The organism is Paenibacillus sp. FSL H7-0357, from assembly GCF_000758525.1.
Classification (GTDB): domain Bacteria; phylum Bacillota; class Bacilli; order Paenibacillales; family Paenibacillaceae; genus Paenibacillus_AQ.
In genome coordinates, this window is sequence record NZ_CP009241.1 from 7,622,197 (window position 1) to 7,639,657 (window position 17,461).

Consider the following 17,461-nt stretch of genomic DNA (forward strand, 5'->3'; position numbering starts at 1 on the left):
ACTTTCAATGACCTCATTTGCTCTGAAGGACGTATCTCATAATAATTCTTTAAGTACATTTTTCGCCACGCGTATCTTCTCGTCATTAGCGTCACGAAGCATACTTACAATATCCTGAATATCGCTCTCAGCTGAAGTAACCATAAACTCTTCATTCTGATATGCAAATAGCTGAACTAAATTAACTTCAAGCGATTCCGCTATCTTATGTAAATTCAATAAAGAGACATTCTTCTCACCACGTTCAATCTGCCCTATGTATGAAAAATGAAATCCGCCTTTCTCCCCAAGCGCCTCCTGTGACAAGCCCCGCTCTTTCCGAAGAGCACGAATCCGGGTTCCAACGAGCTTCAGTATTTCCTTATCCATCACGGTATTCACCCCTTAATTAACGCCTGAACCTCGTTCACCTGCTCCACCGTTGCCCAATCGCTCAAAGATTCGAAGAGCGCCAGACTTCTTGTAAAATGACTGTCGTTCCCCGACCGATAGGCCAGCCTCACTGCTTGCATTATCTGCTCCAGTGCTTCCACCATTCTTCCCGCCCGCTTATAGTACAGCGCCAATTGATAACTGAAGCGATAAAAGTGTACTAGATTGCCCTCATCCTCATATGTGCTGAATTCAGCCGTATGCTCCGCGAACATCATCAGCAATTCGTCCACATCCAGCCCATACCGCAGCGCAGCCTGCAGAATCACATCCAATCCGGGCAGTACTTCTTCTGGATTCTCTCGCAGAAAGGCAGTGTAAGAAGTCAGAACGCCCACCCGCCCAGACATAAGTTCAAGTGCATATCCGTTTGCTTGTGCCAGAAATCTGAATTCCTCTACAACTTCCAGCCCGTCCTCACCTAGATCCTCCAACCATCCCAACTCGGCATACTTATCTATGTACGCCTGTGCTTCCTCATAGTTCTCTTTCGTTTGATAAGCCATCCCCCGAGTCAGATAACTGAATCCGTAATAATAGACCAGTGGATGCTCTAGCCCGATTGTCAACAGTGGTGAAGATTTAGCCTTCCGATACTGCTGTTCCTGATACAAGTACTGCACACATTCATACAAAATCTCCGATGTCTCAATGACTTTGTCCCACTTCTCCAAGCGGCAAGCCATAGTACAAATAAACTCGCAGGAGCATGTTTACGCACCATTCCAACCGGAGCGTGACTTAACGGTGAATGGCTCTATTAGCAAAAAATGAATCGGCATCTCGGCCAAAACATCAAATGCATACCCCCCTTTTAATTCTTTCCTGTAATACGTCTCGCAAAGTCGCAGTTGATTGCTCTCATGCAATAAATTAAATGCCATGATTTCAGCGTCAATGCTTTCAAGATTATCAAAGTCACCTTTATCTATTGCAACCAACACTCTACCTTCGCTAACAGCCATAAATGCTAAACGGTTATTTGTAAATGGTTTACCTGTATCTTTATTAAAAATTCTAGGTGCAATGAGAACTCGCGAACGATCATTATTTGAAAAATTGAAAGTATTTTCTATTAATTTCCCCCATGTTAACCTGATATGGTGATGGAATTCTTCTGCTGTTGCCAAAGAAAGCAGCTTTTTGTACAAATCGACCAGAATTGATGCATTATAAATTGGGTAATATTCTTTCTTATAAACGAAGAAATGACGCATTTCAATTGGACATTCTTGATATCCCATTATTTGAGATGCATGCTTAGAAAGTTCTACAAACTCTTTTGAATTAAACAGAGAATTCGATGCTACCCAAAATTGTTCTGAGGGCATCTCAAATGCGATATCATAATCTTCACCAGGAGAAGATATGTTACTATCAGTCAGCATGTTTATTATTTTTTGGTTATAATGCAATACAGCCTTAAGTTCACCTTTCATTTCAAGAACTTCGGCTAACTCAGGAAGAAAATTCATTACAGCATATACCTGTTCGTGACCAGTACCAATTACTACTGGATAAGTCTCACCATCAACAATTATTTTAACTTCACCAAAGTCATTTAGTGTCAAATCTTCTCTATAGGTAATCGGCAAATAAATAGAAATTGCACCAAAGAACTCTTTGAATTCGGAATATTGCTTAATATTTCGATTACCGAACTTTGTAGTATTACTTAATGAATGGTTAAGTGTTAATGCTTGTGCTAACGCCGAACGATTATCGGCCCAAGAATTGATGCAAAATATAGCTCTGGTGACATCATCAATGGTATAAAGGGATATGATTTTTTCAAGCTCTTTGGAGGTAGCCTCAATATATTCGAAATCAGAAACACACTCATCAATCAGGACCGTATTTGTATTTGAAGCTTTCCTTAATGGTTTATTAATACAGCACTTTTTGTACTTCTTTCCACTTCCACAAATACAAGGATCATTACGACCAATCGCCATTTCCAAAGCCTCCCATATTGCCGGAGCTTCCGGCACAAATCAAAGCCGTCCATGCCGGGCATCATAAGGTCAATGACACATAGGTCAGGACTTGCGTTCGTCATTTGTCGCAGCGCGTCACGCCCGTCGGACGCTTCATAAGTGATAAAGCCCTCATTTTGGAGTACTGCGCTCACAAGCTCACGGATGCATATATCATCATCAACAATCAGAATGGTATTCATTCCAAGCACCTGCCCTTCTCAAATCGTTATTTTAAGTTTAACACTCCAATATAAACGGACAATAACTGCAAATATGATCATTTCAGTGGGCATCTTGTTTACTCAAACCTGCACTTCCCATCAGCACGACAATCCAATTCCGCTCGATCAAATGAAAAAGCACTCTTCCAGTTCCACCCAATGCTGGCCACATCGTCATTTAAACGCAAAAAAGCCTGCTCCAAAAGATCGTGGAGCAGATTAATGTGAAGAAAGGCCAGAAAATCGAAGGCATCGAATTAGAGTTCAATTCGATGGTAAGTCAATACGTATTTTTTAGGATATGCCCCTTCCACTGACATCGCGGAAGGTTTTTTTTACTTTCTATCGGCGAAAAATGCGAAAGGAGCTTGCCGTGCAAGCTCCTTCGTACTAAGGCTTAAGTTTAAAGTTACTGTAACTTTATGAGAAACTTCACCTGTGAAATTTCTACTATACAAAATTGGTTATAATGAAACCCGAGGGATATTCGGTAGTTTTGTGCTTTTTTAACTACTTTGATTCTGTTTCAAGGGTTTGTTTAATGACTGCCGAAACGCGAACTACCTGGGTTTGAATCGCTTCAGTCAGCTCCGCAGGCAGAAAGTCGGTGATCCATACAAATTGACTGCCGCCCTGGCTATCAGGGAGTATCTGAAACGAAGCATTGTGATGAAGAAGCGGCATGCGCCCTTCCTTCACCGCGAACACCAGACGGCGCTCTTCTTCATCTATGGAAACAATCCATTCTTTCACTGAGCTGCCATCAGCCAGAATCAGTGTGCGTTCATTTCCGTCGATAAGCGTATTCGCTGTAAAGCCCGGGAATGTCTGCCCGGCTTTTCTTGCGGTATGAACCGCTGTTACGATAGGAGTAATAGGAAAGACAGTGGTTTTGGTTTCATGCAATTTTCCTTTCTGCCGATTCGTTCAGCATTATAATTCGGATAATAAAGCGGACTTCATTTGATTCAATAATTGCATTCCGGTAATTCTTTGCTTTTCCGTACCGCACATATTTACAGCAAGTGTGCAGACGTTCTTGTAAGTGCTTATGGACACCTGAAAAGAGGGGGCTTGCCTGTATGTACCGCATAGATAGCATTCTTTGATAGTAATTCCTTGAAAAAATATGTTTTCATTAATCGCCCCCATATTGGTGTAAGAGATCGGCTCCACCGAATAGAATGCTCTCGTGATATGCCGTAATAATTTAATTGGCAGTATTGTATGTAATATGTGCAGAAACAAAATGGAATGAAAGCAGTCATAGTGCGATTTCTGCCGTTCCATTTCCTGATGTACCGCTAATATGGTTTCTTTTAATTCTTCGTCTTTCGCAAGAGAAATGCGGCACAAATATTTACCTGTCATATTGGCAATTGTCAGTTTGCCGTTTAGTGTACTGAATTTCCGCAAATTGGCTGGACAGGTTAATATCATTTCGTCCTGTGCAGTAAAGGATTTCAAAGCATAGGCATAAGAACCCATAAAAACATCATTCAAAGTAACATGCAGGTTCTTTGCTTTTTCCTGAACCATTTTAAGCTGTTCTTCGGATAATGTGACTTTTAGGGAATGAAGAAGCGTTTGACCTTTCTCCACTGGCAGAATTGCCGGGATATTCCCTTTATGAACGTGTTTACTAATGTGCGGTAATCTTTGAATAGCAGTATGAAAAAGCAACGGAACCACACTTCGGAAGTTTACTTCACTGAATGCCTTTAAATTTTGCTCATTATAGAATTTACACAGCAGGGCAAGGTATTGCTGAAATCCGGCTCCATCGGTCAGAATATGGCTAATAGCTATTTGCAGATGATCGCCAGCACCTTGATGATAAACATTAATTTTCAATTGTGGGCCTATGTGCAAATCCCAAATCAAATCCTCATAACAATTCTTTTCTGAAATGATTTTGACCACCGAATTACTACCATACTTTTCCAGAATCCATGCATTTTTTGTTTCGTTATACCCGCATAGAATTTGTGGGATAACCTCTGTTGTACGGCTTACCGCCTGTTTCAATCGGTTAACATCAATCGTGGTATCAAGTTCCATATAGCAATATACAAGGGGAATGTGATTTTCTATATATGCTGTTTGTATCAAGTCAAGAGCCGTTCCCTTATAAATTTTCTTCTTCATGTTCTGCACCTTTCATTCTTCGGCCAATTTTCTTGTAAAAGTCAATCATTCTTTCCTGATGTTTTATCCCCACAACACCCAAAACGGCGGTTAAAGCAAAAATCAGAGCGGCGATTTCCCATTCCCCCTGCCGTATGGTAGACCCGATAAAAGTCGAGGATATGACGGAGGGAATGCGTGCAAAGGTTGCAAGAACCAGAAACTGGGTTATCTTCATTGGGCTGGTTCCAACAACATAGGTCAGCATATCTTTTGGGGTTCCCGGAATTAAAAACAGGATAAAAACAATGGTTTCCAGCTTCTTAGCGTCTTTCAGAAAAGCAAATTCATCAAGTTTACTTTTTTTGAATAGCTTTGCCATAAGGGGCGCACCAAACCTTTTGGAAAGCATAAAAACGCCAAAGGAAGCAATCATGCAACCAACCAGACAAAGGAATAGACCGCCAAACCCTCCATACAGCACTCCCGCCAAAATTTCAACGGGTTCTCCTGGTATAAATGCAATCACTATCTGGATTATCTAGGTTTATCGTCCTTTTTCATATCGTCACCTTACCGCTTTAATATCTCCATTCCGGGTTTCCAGTTCTACGGTTATATCAGGAGAGGTGCCGACAGTCCCGGCCGCAGTGTTATTCGTAATTGCAAGCTGGTCTGCAAAAGAGGTATCAATAGAGCCTTCTTTGGTTGTAGCTGAAAATTTAAAATTAAGTCCACTTGGAAGCGTTACCGTAAGCGTTCCGTTTTTGGAGTATGCGGAAATATCGCTTGTCACATCGGCAAAGGAAATATCTATGGAACCCTCCCCGGAAGCGTTAAAAGAACCGGAACCGCTAAGGCCAGAAGCCATCAATTTCCCGCCTTTTGATTGATAGCTGATTGTTCCGTTTATCTGATTCATGGAGGTTGTGGCATTGGTAGTCTGTATGTTTGTTTCATCTGCATCAATATTTTCAAAACTCAAACTGCCGTTTGTACTGGTAGCCTTTACTGTTGATGTCTTAGTATTTGATACTTCTATTACGCCGCTGGTCGTATCAACACTGAAATCACCTGATAAATTCAGCGCAATTTCCGAATTAATTGTTCCGCTCGTAGAGTGCAGGGATAAACTGTCCATATAGTCCTGCGGAATATAAATTTCAATGTACGATTCAAAGCTGGAACGTCTTGGCCTCTCACCCTCGGTAATCAGCAGTTCGCCATTCTGCGTGGAGGTTCTGGCATAGTAGCTTTTTTTGTTCTCGTTCATGTACTCTTTTACAATTACCTTGTCATTATCACTTTCCAAAACATGAATATCATCTGCATCATAATCAAGCCGAAGGCTCTCAAAATCTCCCGTATCAAATGTAAGAGTATTGACAAGCGCAGTAGCCTTTTGTCCTCCGCACCCTGATAAAATCCCCATGAGTAAAAAAACAACACAGGTGAATGAAATAAAATTGCGTGTCATAAAAATTATTCTCCTTTCAATAATTGAACCATTCATTTAATAAAATCGTATTTTTTTACGGAGCGCTTGCCCCGTAAAATTTTACTGCTTGTATGCGTGAAGCAGGTTATCCATACATATGTTTTTGGCTGTTTCAACTGTAATATTCTTTTGCGTCTCGAAAGCGTCATTTGTAATGTGCATTCCCCACCATGATAGGGTTTCGATGATTAAGCGTGTGACATATTGCGGAAACTCTACCTGACGGAACGTTCCGTTCTGCATGTATTGCGTGATATAAGATAGAACCTGATGATAAAATTTCTGGCGGTACTCTTTATAATAACCCGTCAACTTTCCTAAGTCGTCTGGATTTTTTTCAATGAGTAAGCAACCGATTCCGTACTTTGAAATAACGTCAAATGCGTCGGACAACATTATTTCCAAAGGATAATTTGTAATATCATCAAGATGAGCAGAAAAAGCTTTTGTATTTTGTTCAAATGCTTCCATGATCTCGTTATCTAAAGAATCAAATAGTTCGGATCGAATTGGCAATTCAAATTCCTGTGTAACAAACGCTGGTTCTATTGTTCCTTTCAGAAGAAAACTCAATATATCTCTTTTCCCTGTAAAGTAGACATAAAGCATACCAGTTGACAAACCAATTTCTTTTGCGATGTCTTTCATTTGTGTCCGTGCATAACCTTTGTTGATAAATAATTGACTAGCCGCGTCAAATATCAAATTCATTCTATTTTCCATTGCGCTCACCCCTCTTACTGAACCGTTCATTTAATTATTATTGTATTACTTTTTTCCTCATTAATCAACCGATTTTCAGTACGAAATAAGGCGCGGCTACCTATCCGGAGGATGTACTCAGCTTCACCGCGATCGAGATGGGCCTACCTGGATTCGGCTTAGAAATGCTGGCCGATGTCACACATGGTGGTACCTGGTACATCGGCGTTCTTGCTGCTCCGAACATCCCCGAGATGCTGCTCTCCGGACGCGAACGTGAGTTCCTTGGACAATTCGTATTCCCAACCATGAGCGCGACACCAAGGGCAATCACCGAAGCCGACATCGACGAGTTCGTACGCACCTACTCCCGTCCCAACGGTTGGCGCGGAGCGATTGGCCTCTACCAGTCTATGCTTCAGGAGGGCGAAGACATTGCAGCTCTCGCCTCCGCCCACAAATTGAGTGTGCCCGTGCTAGCAATCGGAGCCGGTGGAGGTGAGTTTACCTTTGCAACAATGAGCCAGGTAGCGTCGGGCGAAGTCCGGTCGGTTTCTCTTGATGGCGTCGGCCACTATGCAGCACTGGAGGCACCTGAGAAGGTGGCAGTTGCTCTTCTCGAATTCTTTGATAGCATGGATACTGCATCACTCGAATCAGAGAAATAATTGTACTCCTGAATTGGTTTCGTCAAGCAAAATCATCTGAAAAAATCGTGCATCCCCCCATCATTGTCAGGGATATTTTTCATCGTTCCTTCATGAGTGCATGCTTAAATCCCTTATATATTTATAAAGCAAATAATCCCGCAGAAGCCCGTTTACGCATCATTCCGACCGGAGTGTGACCTACCCTGCTCCTAACGTCGTCATGCTGCAAATACAGGCTCCTGCGAGCTTTTCTTCAAAAAACTTGCCGTTACTTGTGGTACGGTTCCCCCCGATTTATCTTCACCGCCCGATACACCTGCTCTACCAGCACCAGCCGCATGAGCTGATGGGGCAGCGTCATGCGGCCGAAGCTCATGCGCTGCTGGGCGCGGCGCAGGACCTCATCGGAGAGCCCGTGGCTGCCTCCGATGACGAAGGCGACATGGCTCGTCCCGTAGGTGCCGAGCCGGTCGATCTCTGCGGCAAGCTCCTCGGAGCTCCAGAGCTTGCCGTCGATCGCGAGCGCAATAACATGCGCCTCGCTCTTGATGTGCGCGAGGATGCGTTCGCCTTCGCGTGCCTTAACCTGGACAACCTCTGCGGCGCTTAGGTTGTCGGGCGCTTTCTCATCGGCTACTTCGATGAGCTGGAGCTTGAGGTACGGCGTCAGCCGCTTGGCATACTCCGCGATGCCGTCGGTCAGATATTTCTCCTTCAATTTGCCCACACCGATAATTTGAATTAACATAATATCCTCCATATGCCGGCCTCCGGGCCGGCTGCTGTATTCTTCGTTGTATGATTAGCAAGGCATCCGCCAGCTATCAGTCTTAAATCAATTCTATGCCCGAGGCTGCACCAGCTGCTCTTTCCTGCTCTTCTCTACGGCCTCGTCGCGGTCGCCCACCTGAAGCTTCAAATAAATCGCCGAAATATAGTTTCGGACGGTTCCCTCTGACAGATGCAGCTTTTGGGCAATCTGCTTATTGCGCAGCCCTTCCGTTAATTCTTGCAGAACCTCCAGCTCCCGCTCGGTCAGGTCATACGGATTAAGTGAAGTATCCAACTGCTGATCCTGGAACAGCTGCTGGGCCACCTCCTGCGAGATCATCGTACCGCCTCCGTAGACCAGGCGGATCGTCGCCGCCAATTCCTTCGGATGGAGTGCCTTTAGCAGATAGCCCTCAGCGCCAAGCCGCAGTGCTTCCGCCGCATAGGTAATCTCCTCGAAGGTTGTAATGATAATGACCCGGATCTCCGGCCACTTCTCCTTAAGCTGCCGGGTAGCCTCCAGGCCGTCCATTTCCGGCATGTGAATATCCATCAGGACAATATCCGGCTGCTCGGCGGCGCATTGCTCCAGTGCCTGCTTGCCACTCGCGGCAGTACGGATCCGGAAATCCTTCTCCTCTCCAAGCAGCAGCCTCAGACTCTCGCGGACCAGCGGCTGATCGTCAGCCAGCAGGATATCAATCCGCCGCTCCCCTTCCTGCGTCTGATTCGGGATCATACAGGTTACCAGCGTGCCGTCATTTTCCTGGGAATCAATATATAGCTTGCCCTGCAATGCCGCTAGACGCTCCTTCATACCGGTGAGGCCGAAGCCGTAGCGCAGCTGAGCAGTTCCCTTGCCGTTATCCTGAATCTGCAGCATGAGCTGGGCCGGATCATATTGCAGGACCACCCGGATGGCACTCGCCTGCCCATGCCTGCTGGCATTGGTCAGTGCCTCCTGCAGCGAACGGCATAACGTATGTTTGGCCTGCTTAATCACCGCATAAGGCTCGCCCATCGTGCGGAACGACAATGCGACCCCCGTATTGGATTCGAACTGCCCGGCAATCTGCATCAAAGCCCGGTCCAACGTCACCGGCTCCTCCAGCGGGTCCATCTGATGGACCTGCCGCCTCACATCTTCCAGCCCCTTGCGGGCTAGCTCCAGAACACTCTGAAGCTTATGCTCTCCTTCCTCCGTGGCTACATGCGGCCTCAGCGTTTCCAGGCCCAGAATCATCGAAGTATAGCTGTGTCCAATCGTATCATGCACTTCCCCGGCCATCCGGTAACGTTCCTCCAGCAGGGTCATGCGTTCAATCTGAGAGGAATACTGCTCCAGAATGGTATATTGCTCGTTGACTAGCGTCAGCTTTTGCCGGATCGCGTTGATTGACTTCGCTCCCATCTGCAATCCATATCCGGCTGCGTAGACGAACAACCCATCCGAGAGGCTCTTCCAGATCAGCGGGTGCGACAGTCCTTCCCCTATGGCGGGTCCGGCGCTTAAGCTGTACAGCAATAAGGTGATTGGAAGCGTATATAAGTGCGCCTTGCCCCGGGTATGGAAGGCAAGCATCATTACAGCAGGCAGGAATAATCGCGTTAAGCCAAAATAGTACGCCAGCGCGAACGCGATCCCGCCTGCGAATATAAATTCCAGAAGAATATACCGCGTCTTGAAATCCCGTCCAACCCATGAAGGAATTAAGCCGCCCAGCAATACCGCTGGCAGCACCAGCCAGAGCGGGAAATCCGGCTTATCCAGATACATCAATATAACGACCGCTATGCTCCATAACAGGCGTAAGAGCAGAACGGTTAGATCTTGCCACGCCCGCCGGGCTTTATTTTTTTGCATCAATCAGCATCTCCAATTCAGCTTGATCTGTTGTCACATCCAGCATATGACACGCAGTAACTGTTCAATATGACAGTCCGCTTGGTAGGTTATGGGCAGCGGGATTCAGCTAAGCGATATGCAGAATTATATCCTACTACAATCATTTGGAAAAGGGAGGGGTAGCTTTGCCGCTGCTTCAAATACGGGATCTGACCAAGGTCATTGGCCGCAAAACTCTTGTAGACCATGTATCACTGGAAATGGAAAAAGGAGAAATCATGGGCCTGCTGGGCCCCAACGGAGCTGGAAAAACAACGACAATCCGCATGATCGTGGGACTGGTCTCCAAATCGGAAGGACAGGTCATTATTGACGGAATCGACACCCGGCAGCAATTCTCCGCAGCTATGGGCAAGGTTGGCGTTATCGTGGAACAGCCCGATCTGTACAAATATTTATCCGGATATGACAATCTGATCCTCTTCTCAAGAATGAGTCCGGGCGTCACTGAGGACCGGCTGAAGGAGATTATCAAGCTTGTAGGACTGGAGCTGAGCATTTCTGCGAAAGTCAGTACCTACTCGCTGGGGATGCGGCAGCGTCTCGGCCTGGCTGTAGCGCTGATGCATAAGCCCTCTCTGCTGCTGCTGGATGAACCGACCAATGGCCTTGATCCGGCGGGCATCCACGAGCTGCGGGAGCATCTGAAGAATCTGGCCCGCCAGGAGAATGTCGGCATTCTGATCTCCAGCCATCTGATGTCGGAAATGGAGATGATGTGCGACCGCGTTGCCGTGCTCCAGCAAGGCAAGCTGATCGGAGTGCATCGTTTGTCGGAGCTGGTTCAGGAGGATGACGCGCTCGTCCAGTTCGAGGTTGACCGGCCCGAGCTGGCGGTGCAAGTACTGCAAGCGTTCCTGTCAGGTGCGGAAATTACTGCCGGCCACAACCAGCTTCGTGTACGCCTACCCAAGAACCGCATTCCCGAAATCAGCCAGAAGCTGCTGGATTCAGGCATCAACGTATACGGGGTGAACACGGTGAAGCGGACGCTTGAAGACAAATACCTTGAGATTACAGGAGGACAAGGACATTGAAGCTGATCAACTATATCCGAAATGAGAATATGAAGATTTACAAAAGAAAACGCACCTGGGTGCTCATTGCTCTCGTTGCAGTCTTCGTCATCCTTCAGATCATCAATGTGCGTGCTGGAGATGGGGGCACCGCTGCGGCAGACTGGAGGTCGCAGCTTGAGCAGGAGAATCACCGGCTGGCAGAGGAAGCTGCCGAACCGGATGCGTTGCAGATTGAAATACGGCAAGCGGAGAAAAACATTTTGCTGAACGAGTACTCCCTGCAGCATAATTTGCCGCCTGAGACGAATGCCTGGAGCTTTGCGGGGGATCTTTCAGGAAACATTATAGTTGCCGTCTCGCTGATCTCAATCATTATTGCCGGAGAGATTGCAGCTGCCGAATTTGTGTCCGGCACGATCAAGCTGCTGCTGACCCGCTCGGCCAGCCGGACAGAGGTGTATACCGCCAAATATATTGCCGCGATCCTGTTCGGACTGGGGTTGACGCTGCTCGGCCTTCTGCTCTCCCTGCTGTTCGGGGGAATCATGTTCGGCTGGGGCGGTCTTGGAGACAGCTATATGTATGTGCGGGATCACACCGTGCACCAAACGCCCATGCTGCTTTCAATCCTTGGCAGTTACTTGTTCCATCTGCCGTTTCTGTTGATTTCAGTTACATTGGCTTTTATGATATCTGCGGGTTTTCGCAGTCCTATCTTTGCTATCGTCATTCCCTTGTTCGTTTCCGTGGCCGGATTTGTCATTTCCATCGCCATGAACGGCTGGACGTGGACCCGTTTCTTTATTTTCTCCCATTCCGACCTTAGCGGTTATTTCTTGGGTGATCCGGCGGTGAAAGGCATGACGCTCGGCTTCTCTCTGGCTTTTATAGGACTTCATCTGGCAGTCATGCATCTTCTTTCGCACACCCTGTTCGTCAAACGTGATGTCTCATAACGGTACACAATGCTCTTCCATATTAAATTTAGAAAAGGGGAATTCCAATGCGCTGGACATGGAGATTATTAATCGTAGGTTGCCTGCTGCTAGTAACCGCTTGTAGCAAGGGCGCAGAAACATCGTCAACTCAGAAGCTTGAACTGCAGGCTGACAAGCTGACGAAGCTGGTTATAGATAACCGCAACGGAGAAATTGAAGTAAACGGTGCAGACACGGATACGATTGAAGTCACCGCCGTGGTCACCGCCAAAGGCATAAGTATGGATAAATTGAAGCTGAAGCTGCGGGCAGAAGAGGCTACTGCTTATTTGGATGCTTCCTTTGGCGGCCAGATGCTGGCTATGGGTTCCGGGGCCGTAGATCTGGAGATTACACTTCCGCGTGAACTCGCTGTGAAGCTGGACTCGCATAGAGATGGCAAACTTAAGGTTGCCGATCTCTCGGCTCCGCTGGAGGTGGACAACGTGAACGGAGATCTGGAGGTTATCGACACCAAAGGTCCGGTAACACTCTCCAGCCGGGACGGCGATATCACCGTGCGCAATATTGGTACCGATGTTGATATCGATAATATCAATGGACATGTTGTGGTAACCCAAGTAGAAGGTTCGGCCGAGGTTGCTGTCGGAGACGGGTCCCTGGATATGGATCACATTACGGGCGATGCCGTGATTTCCCAGACCGGGAATGGTGAAATTAAGCTTGGAACCATTGGCGGAAACGTTAGCCGGAAATAGCAGCCGCCAGACCATCCCAAATAAGCCGGATTTCCGTTCCTTTGCCGGGGGCGGAACTCACGGTGATCTGTCCACCCATCGCCTCAACCAAGCCCTTGGAGATCGCCATGCCCAGACCCGAACCGTTCGTTGTGGAAGCCGTATCTCCCCCGCGGTAATACCGCTCGAATAAATTCGCCGCCGTCTGCTCATCCATCCCCTGGCCATTGTCGCGGAAAATAATAACCAATCCGCCGGTATCCATCGCACTCAGTGTTACGGTAAGCTGCGTATCCGAAGAATTATGCAGCAGCGCATTGGCCGTTAAATTGCCGACGACCCTCTCCATCCAAGGCCGATAGATCCTGGCGGTAATTTCTGTGTCAGGGGATTGATAAATGATCCGCCCCTCTCCATACTCCGGGTTGGCTGCGGCCTGTTCCAGCGCATTGCCAAGCCAGGCTCTCATCTCCACGGCCTCGGTCTGCGGGACATGAATACCCGACCTCAGCCGGTAGGTAATGGCCAAATCGCTGATCAGCGTATCCATATGCGCCGACTTCTCCAGCATGATTGCAGAGAACTTGCGGACTTCTTCAGAGGACCAGTCATAAGTATCCTCGGCGAGCAAATGGGCATAGCCTTTAATGGAGGAGAGCGGGGTTTTCAAATCATGGGTAATGCCGGTAATCCATTCTTCCCGCAGGGTCTCTGTCCGCTGCCGCCGGTCCTCGTCACGCCGCAGAATCTCAGTCAGCTGGTCCAATGACAGCATGACATCGGCAAAGATAGAATAACGCCGCTTCCACTTGCCTGACTTCAGCCGGCTGCGCGGACGGCCTTTGCGGTCCACCGGTTCGTCATAAGAGCCCTGCCCGAGGGAATCGAGCCAGGCCAGCATATGGAACATCGGAGCGCCGAAGCGGCGCGCGTTCAAGAAGGACAGAAGCGCAAAGATCAGCAGCGTCGCCCCCAGCATCCCGGCAATTCCAGTCAGTACAATACGCATTTCTGCGGAGATCAGGGGGGCCTTGGCCGATGACTTCGCCGCATCATTGGGCAAGCTTACCACCCAGGTCTGGCCGGTATCTTCATTATAGTCAAACGCCATACGGTATCCGTATCTTCCCTCATACTTCGAGCGCAAGGCAAGCTCTTGTACAGTATATTTGGCTGGAGCAGAATCCGGCCGGTTAAAAGCCGCCACCTCACTGCCCTCCGGATTAAGCAGCTGCACATAACCGCCAAGCGCCTGGATCCGGCTTTCTGTCTTCGCTGAAAGCAGCAGCTTCCCCTCCGCATAGGAGGAAGGTTCTTCGCTGACCGCTTGCAATAGCGGCTTAAGCACCTCAGGCACCCCATAGAGAAGCGTGTACATTCTGCCGTGTTTCTCCTGAATCCAGAGGTAGACGTCATACGGGAAACCCTGCTGCTGCTGCTGCCAATAGGCGGCCAGCTCTCCCGGATTATACTGCGCCGGAACATCAGAAGGCGTGTTGTAGGACTTCTCTACTTTTCCGTTCTCATCCAGACTTTGCAGCCAGCCTTTATTTTGCTTGACCTGCTCCAGCAGCTTCGGGTCGAAGATAATGCCGTCCGCTCCGAACTCGGAGGACTCAACCAGCCTTTCCAAACCCACAGAAACAAAATTATCGGTGAGATTAATCTCCGAAAGCCGCAGCAGCACCCACATGACGGTGATTGCCGCAATAAGCAGCACAACCATTCCGGCGATGGCCGAATGCAGCACGAACCGGAGGGTCAGACGCCTTTTCATCTTCATACCTGTCCCTTTTCCCTCCCGCTGCGCTGTACCAGCTTATATCCCAGTCCTCTAACGTTGACCAGATACACGGGATTGGCAGGCTCCAGCTCTATCCTTTCGCGTATACGGTGAATATGTACCATAACTGTATTATCGTCACTCAGCGCGGCCTCGCCCCATACCCGTTCGTACAGCTCGCTTTTGGTGAACAGCCGGTTCGGATGCTTGCAGAAAAATAACAGCAATTGAAACACCAGCGCCGGACAGGTGACCACTTCCCCCTCCACTCTCAGTTCGCCCGCCGTCTCATCCACCTGGAATCTTCCGAAATCATAGCTAATGTTCTGCTGAAGCGGCTGCCGCTCCTGCCTGGCATTTCCCTGGGGAGGCTGTCCGTGTTGCCCCTCTTTATTTTGAACAGGCTCCGGCCCGCCCGCGTCACCCAGATAACGGCGAAGCTGCGAACGGATCCGGGCCACCAGCTCCAGCGGATTGAACGGTTTCGTGATATAATCATCGCCGCCGACCGCAAAACCGGTAAGCTTGTCAAAATCCGAAATACGCGCAGACAAAAATAGCACCGGCGCATTCGTCGTCTGCCGCAGGAAAGGGCAAATATCAATCCCGCTGCGCCCCGGCAGCATCACATCCAGCACAATCAGGTCATACACCTTGCTCTGGCAGGCCAGAATAGCAGCTTCACCCGTACCCGCCGAATCTATATCCGTGAATCCTTCTTTATAAAGTACCGTCTTGATCAGCTCAACAATGGACGCCTCGTCATCGACGAGCAGAATGGCAGCATGGTTCATGCCAGTTCCCCTTTCGATCTAGTAATCGCAACTATCATAACATGATTGGCTCCGCCAGACTGGCCGCACAACCTTAACAATAGCTTAATTCGTCTGCCAAAACCGTTGTTCAAAGTTAAGCAACCGTTAATGCAGTGTTATACTGGCGGAAATACTGACTAGCTACAATAAAGAGACGATAAGACAACAGCACTGCCGGGAGGAAAAACATATGCGAAGCATCAGCAAAATGATGGCCGGTACGACGGTCTTGGCCGTCTTATTATCAGCCTGTGGAGGAGAGAATTCGATGAATAACAGTCCGGAGGCATCAGCATCTGCCAGCCCCACAGAGGAGGTAGCACAAGTTACGCCTTCCGCATCCCCTGAAATCAGCAAAAGCGGACAACAGCCCGTACAGCCGGAGAATTTGGCCGGGGCCCTGTTAAGCGGCAATTTCAGCGGGATTTATGAGCGGTTCAGCCCTGAATTCAAGCAGCAAATCAGTGAAGATGAGGTCAAGGAGATGGGTTCGGCGTTTATTCAAGGGGTCACTGCCTTTGAGCCTTCCACCGTAATGCGGCTGAATGGCGCCGAACACCGGATATGGACAAGCGATGAGGGCGACAAGGGGATTATTGCTGTTTTTGATGAAGCGGGCGTCATTCACGGCCTGAACATCACGGAGCTGACCACCTATCCCGAGACAGATAAGGCATTGACCCTGACTGCCATGACGCTGCCGTTCCAAGGGGATTGGTTTGTATTCTGGGGCGGCAACAACGTGCTGAACAATTATCATTATGAGTACGAAAGCCAGCGCTACGCCTATGATTTCGTGCAGGAAGTGAATGGACTTTCATACGAAGGAGATCCGCTGCGCAATGAGAGCTACCATGCTTTCGGGAAGAATGTCACCGCCCCTGCTGACGGAATCGTCACCGAAGTCATAAATGATATCCCCGATAATACCCCTGTGGGCGTGATGAATGAAAAAGAACCCCCAGGCAATCTGGTCGTGATTGACCATGGCGGGGAATACAGCTTTTTGGCCCATCTGAAGCAAGGTTCGGTCACCGTAAAAAAAGGCGATTCAGTCAAAACGGGCGATATCATTGGGAAGCTTGGCAATTCCGGCAACTCCAGCGAGCCGCATCTGCATTACCAGGTATCGGACGGAGCCGACCTGTTCGGCTCCCGGTCCCTCCATATCCGGTGGAAGGACAATCTTAATCCGCTGAAGGGCCAGACTGTAACCGGCAAGGCCGCTGCAAACCGCTAACAGCTCAGGAAAAGAAGAATGAACATGATAGGATACGCCTGAGACAAGTACCTTAATCTGCATAGTATAAACTGGACCCTGCTGATGGCAGGGTTCTTTTTCCTTCTATAGAAACAGCAAAAGGACGTGCTATGACGTCCTCTTTTTCATTTGTTGTGCAAAAGAATCCGAATGCTTGCCCTCTAGTGCTCTTCCGTCTTCTCCATAAACAGCAGCTTTGACTCACCAGCCGATTCATAGGCCTCCAATATGGAATCCAGCAGGCCGGGGAACCGCTCTTCCAGGTCATCGGAGCGCAGCGACAGCAGGCGCTGTGTTCCCTGGGCACGGGTGTGGACGACTCCCGCCTCACGCAGCGTGCGGGCATGATGCGACATGGTCGATTTGGCGATAGGGACATTAAAGCTGTTGCAGGCCTGTTCACCATGCTTGCGGATTTCCGAAACAACATATAATCGAAGAGGATCGCTGAGCGCATACAATACCGAAGCAAGCTGAATGTCTTTACGGTCCGGATGATACAGTATCTTCATAGATAAATATCCCCTTTGTGGTGCAGATGGGTGCAAAATATTTTAAAATCCCTAATTGCATTTTACCTTACTGCATGCTATATTTCAATTGTTCGTAAGTAATCGAACTA

General features: G+C 48.2%; 18 protein-coding genes and 1 pseudogene. 5 read left to right on the forward strand and 14 right to left on the reverse strand.

All coding sequences use genetic code 11. The features are described from left to right. Positions 1-36 precede the first annotated feature (36 nt). The 9 genes and pseudogenes from H70357_RS33685 to H70357_RS33720 form a co-directional block, all read right to left on the reverse strand. Complete coding sequence (locus H70357_RS33685; RefSeq protein ID WP_038598176.1) at positions 37-372, reverse strand: helix-turn-helix domain-containing protein; 336 nt, start codon at positions 370-372, stop codon at positions 37-39. 5 nt (positions 373-377) lie between these two features. After that, positions 378-1,118 carry a hypothetical protein gene (locus H70357_RS33690; RefSeq protein WP_052092402.1) on the reverse strand — a complete coding sequence of 247 codons (741 nt, stop codon included), beginning with the start codon at positions 1,116-1,118 and terminating at the stop codon, positions 378-380. A 27-nt stretch (positions 1,119-1,145) separates the two neighbouring features. After that, on the reverse strand, positions 1,146-2,387 hold the full coding sequence (locus H70357_RS36425; RefSeq protein ID WP_052092403.1) for a YecA family protein: 1,242 nt from the start codon (positions 2,385-2,387) through the stop codon (positions 1,146-1,148). Between the two features lie 14 nt (positions 2,388-2,401). Then, positions 2,402-2,611, reverse strand: a pseudogene (locus H70357_RS36430) (response regulator transcription factor); the annotation flags it as partial. A gap of 531 nt (positions 2,612-3,142) precedes the next feature. Next, complete coding sequence (locus H70357_RS33700; RefSeq protein WP_052092404.1) at positions 3,143-3,538, reverse strand: SRPBCC family protein; 396 nt, start codon at positions 3,536-3,538, stop codon at positions 3,143-3,145. Positions 3,539-3,565: 27 nt separating this feature from the next. Next, positions 3,566-4,780 (reverse strand): WS/DGAT domain-containing protein, encoded by a 1,215-nt coding sequence (locus H70357_RS33705; protein WP_038598180.1) that lies wholly within the window; start codon positions 4,778-4,780, stop codon positions 3,566-3,568. Beyond that, the gene (locus H70357_RS33710) at positions 4,761-5,288 is read right to left on the reverse strand and encodes a TVP38/TMEM64 family protein (RefSeq protein ID WP_269322459.1); all 528 of its coding nucleotides are present in this window, start codon (positions 5,286-5,288) and stop codon (positions 4,761-4,763) included. Before H70357_RS33710 ends, H70357_RS33705 begins: the two co-directional genes overlap by 20 nt. Positions 5,289-5,327: 39 nt before the next feature. Further along, positions 5,328-6,272, reverse strand: a complete 945-nt coding sequence (locus tag H70357_RS33715) for a DUF4097 family beta strand repeat-containing protein (RefSeq protein ID WP_081966077.1) — start codon at positions 6,270-6,272, stop codon at positions 5,328-5,330. A 45-nt stretch (positions 6,273-6,317) separates the two neighbouring features. Next, the gene (locus tag H70357_RS33720) at positions 6,318-6,980 is read right to left on the reverse strand and encodes a helix-turn-helix domain-containing protein (RefSeq protein ID WP_038598184.1); all 663 of its coding nucleotides are present in this window, start codon (positions 6,978-6,980) and stop codon (positions 6,318-6,320) included. A gap of 164 nt (positions 6,981-7,144) precedes the next feature. Between H70357_RS33720 and H70357_RS33725 the strand changes: the two genes are divergently transcribed. Then, complete coding sequence (locus H70357_RS33725) at positions 7,145-7,627, forward strand: alpha/beta fold hydrolase (protein WP_156130985.1); 483 nt, start codon at positions 7,145-7,147, stop codon at positions 7,625-7,627. A gap of 250 nt (positions 7,628-7,877) precedes the next feature. Here the strand turns inward: H70357_RS33725 and rlmH are convergent, their stop codons facing one another. Together rlmH and H70357_RS33735 are read right to left on the reverse strand one after the other, a co-directional pair. Beyond that, positions 7,878-8,357 carry a 23S rRNA (pseudouridine(1915)-N(3))-methyltransferase RlmH gene (rlmH, locus tag H70357_RS33730; RefSeq protein ID WP_038601220.1) on the reverse strand — a complete coding sequence of 160 codons (480 nt, stop codon included), beginning with the start codon at positions 8,355-8,357 and terminating at the stop codon, positions 7,878-7,880. Between the two features lie 93 nt (positions 8,358-8,450). Next, positions 8,451-10,244: a helix-turn-helix transcriptional regulator gene (locus H70357_RS33735; RefSeq protein WP_038598186.1), complete on the reverse strand. Its 1,794-nt coding sequence runs from the start codon at positions 10,242-10,244 to the stop codon at positions 8,451-8,453. 167 nt (positions 10,245-10,411) lie between these two features. Between H70357_RS33735 and H70357_RS33740 the strand changes: the two genes are divergently transcribed. Genes H70357_RS33740 through H70357_RS33750 form a run of 3 tightly spaced genes read left to right on the forward strand, consistent with a single transcriptional unit; the run spans position 10,412 to position 13,001 of the window. Then, positions 10,412-11,323: an ABC transporter ATP-binding protein gene (locus H70357_RS33740; protein WP_038598188.1), complete on the forward strand. Its 912-nt coding sequence runs from the start codon at positions 10,412-10,414 to the stop codon at positions 11,321-11,323. Continuing rightward, positions 11,320-12,261, forward strand: coding sequence for a DUF2705 family protein (locus H70357_RS33745; RefSeq protein WP_231578359.1), 942 nt, complete (start codon positions 11,320-11,322; stop codon positions 12,259-12,261). The genes H70357_RS33740 and H70357_RS33745 overlap by 4 nt, the downstream gene beginning before the upstream one ends. A gap of 47 nt (positions 12,262-12,308) precedes the next feature. After that, positions 12,309-13,001: a DUF4097 family beta strand repeat-containing protein gene (locus H70357_RS33750; protein WP_038598190.1), complete on the forward strand. Its 693-nt coding sequence runs from the start codon at positions 12,309-12,311 to the stop codon at positions 12,999-13,001. Here H70357_RS33750 and H70357_RS33755 read toward each other — a convergent pair. Both H70357_RS33755 and H70357_RS33760 read right to left on the reverse strand, forming a co-directional pair. After that, the gene (locus H70357_RS33755) at positions 12,988-14,763 is read right to left on the reverse strand and encodes a sensor histidine kinase (RefSeq protein WP_038598192.1); all 1,776 of its coding nucleotides are present in this window, start codon (positions 14,761-14,763) and stop codon (positions 12,988-12,990) included. The genes H70357_RS33750 and H70357_RS33755 overlap by 14 nt on opposite strands. Then, a complete protein-coding gene (locus tag H70357_RS33760) occupies positions 14,760-15,557 on the reverse strand; it encodes a response regulator transcription factor (RefSeq protein WP_038598194.1) in 798 nt (265 codons plus the stop codon). Before H70357_RS33760 ends, H70357_RS33755 begins: the two co-directional genes overlap by 4 nt. A 211-nt stretch (positions 15,558-15,768) precedes the next feature. On the opposite strand from H70357_RS33760, the gene H70357_RS33765 reads away from it, so the two are divergent. Further along, positions 15,769-16,818, forward strand: coding sequence for a peptidoglycan DD-metalloendopeptidase family protein (locus H70357_RS33765; RefSeq protein ID WP_038598196.1), 1,050 nt, complete (start codon positions 15,769-15,771; stop codon positions 16,816-16,818). A gap of 182 nt (positions 16,819-17,000) precedes the next feature. Here H70357_RS33765 and H70357_RS33770 read toward each other — a convergent pair whose 3' ends face one another. Beyond that, positions 17,001-17,351 (reverse strand): ArsR/SmtB family transcription factor, encoded by a 351-nt coding sequence (locus H70357_RS33770; protein ID WP_038598198.1) that lies wholly within the window; start codon positions 17,349-17,351, stop codon positions 17,001-17,003. Between the last annotated feature and the right edge of the window lie 110 nt (positions 17,352-17,461).

Bases quoted from the DNA above. Each gene is read 5' to 3' on its own strand.
- H70357_RS33720 (WP_038598184.1), bottom strand. From the start codon at position 6,980: ATGGAAAATAGAATGAATTTGATATTTGACGCGGCTAGTCAATTATTT.
- H70357_RS33705 (WP_038598180.1), bottom strand. From the start codon at position 4,780: ATGAAGAAGAAAATTTATAAGGGAACGGCTCTTGACTTGATACAAACA.
- rlmH (WP_038601220.1), bottom strand. From the start codon at position 8,357: ATGTTAATTCAAATTATCGGTGTGGGCAAATTGAAGGAGAAATATCTG.
- H70357_RS33765 (WP_038598196.1), top strand. From the start codon at position 15,769: ATGCGAAGCATCAGCAAAATGATGGCCGGTACGACGGTCTTGGCCGTC.
- H70357_RS33735 (WP_038598186.1), bottom strand. From the start codon at position 10,244: ATGCAAAAAAATAAAGCCCGGCGGGCGTGGCAAGATCTAACCGTTCTG.
- H70357_RS33755 (WP_038598192.1), bottom strand. From the start codon at position 14,763: ATGAAGATGAAAAGGCGTCTGACCCTCCGGTTCGTGCTGCATTCGGCC.
- H70357_RS33715 (WP_081966077.1), bottom strand. From the start codon at position 6,272: ATGAATGGTTCAATTATTGAAAGGAGAATAATTTTTATGACACGCAAT.
- H70357_RS33770 (WP_038598198.1), bottom strand. From the start codon at position 17,351: ATGAAGATACTGTATCATCCGGACCGTAAAGACATTCAGCTTGCTTCG.
- H70357_RS33760 (WP_038598194.1), bottom strand. From the start codon at position 15,557: ATGAACCATGCTGCCATTCTGCTCGTCGATGACGAGGCGTCCATTGTT.
- H70357_RS36425 (WP_052092403.1), bottom strand. From the start codon at position 2,387: ATGGCGATTGGTCGTAATGATCCTTGTATTTGTGGAAGTGGAAAGAAG.
- H70357_RS33690 (WP_052092402.1), bottom strand. From the start codon at position 1,118: ATGGCTTGCCGCTTGGAGAAGTGGGACAAAGTCATTGAGACATCGGAG.
- H70357_RS33725 (WP_156130985.1), top strand. From the start codon at position 7,145: ATGCTGGCCGATGTCACACATGGTGGTACCTGGTACATCGGCGTTCTT.
- H70357_RS33750 (WP_038598190.1), top strand. From the start codon at position 12,309: ATGCGCTGGACATGGAGATTATTAATCGTAGGTTGCCTGCTGCTAGTA.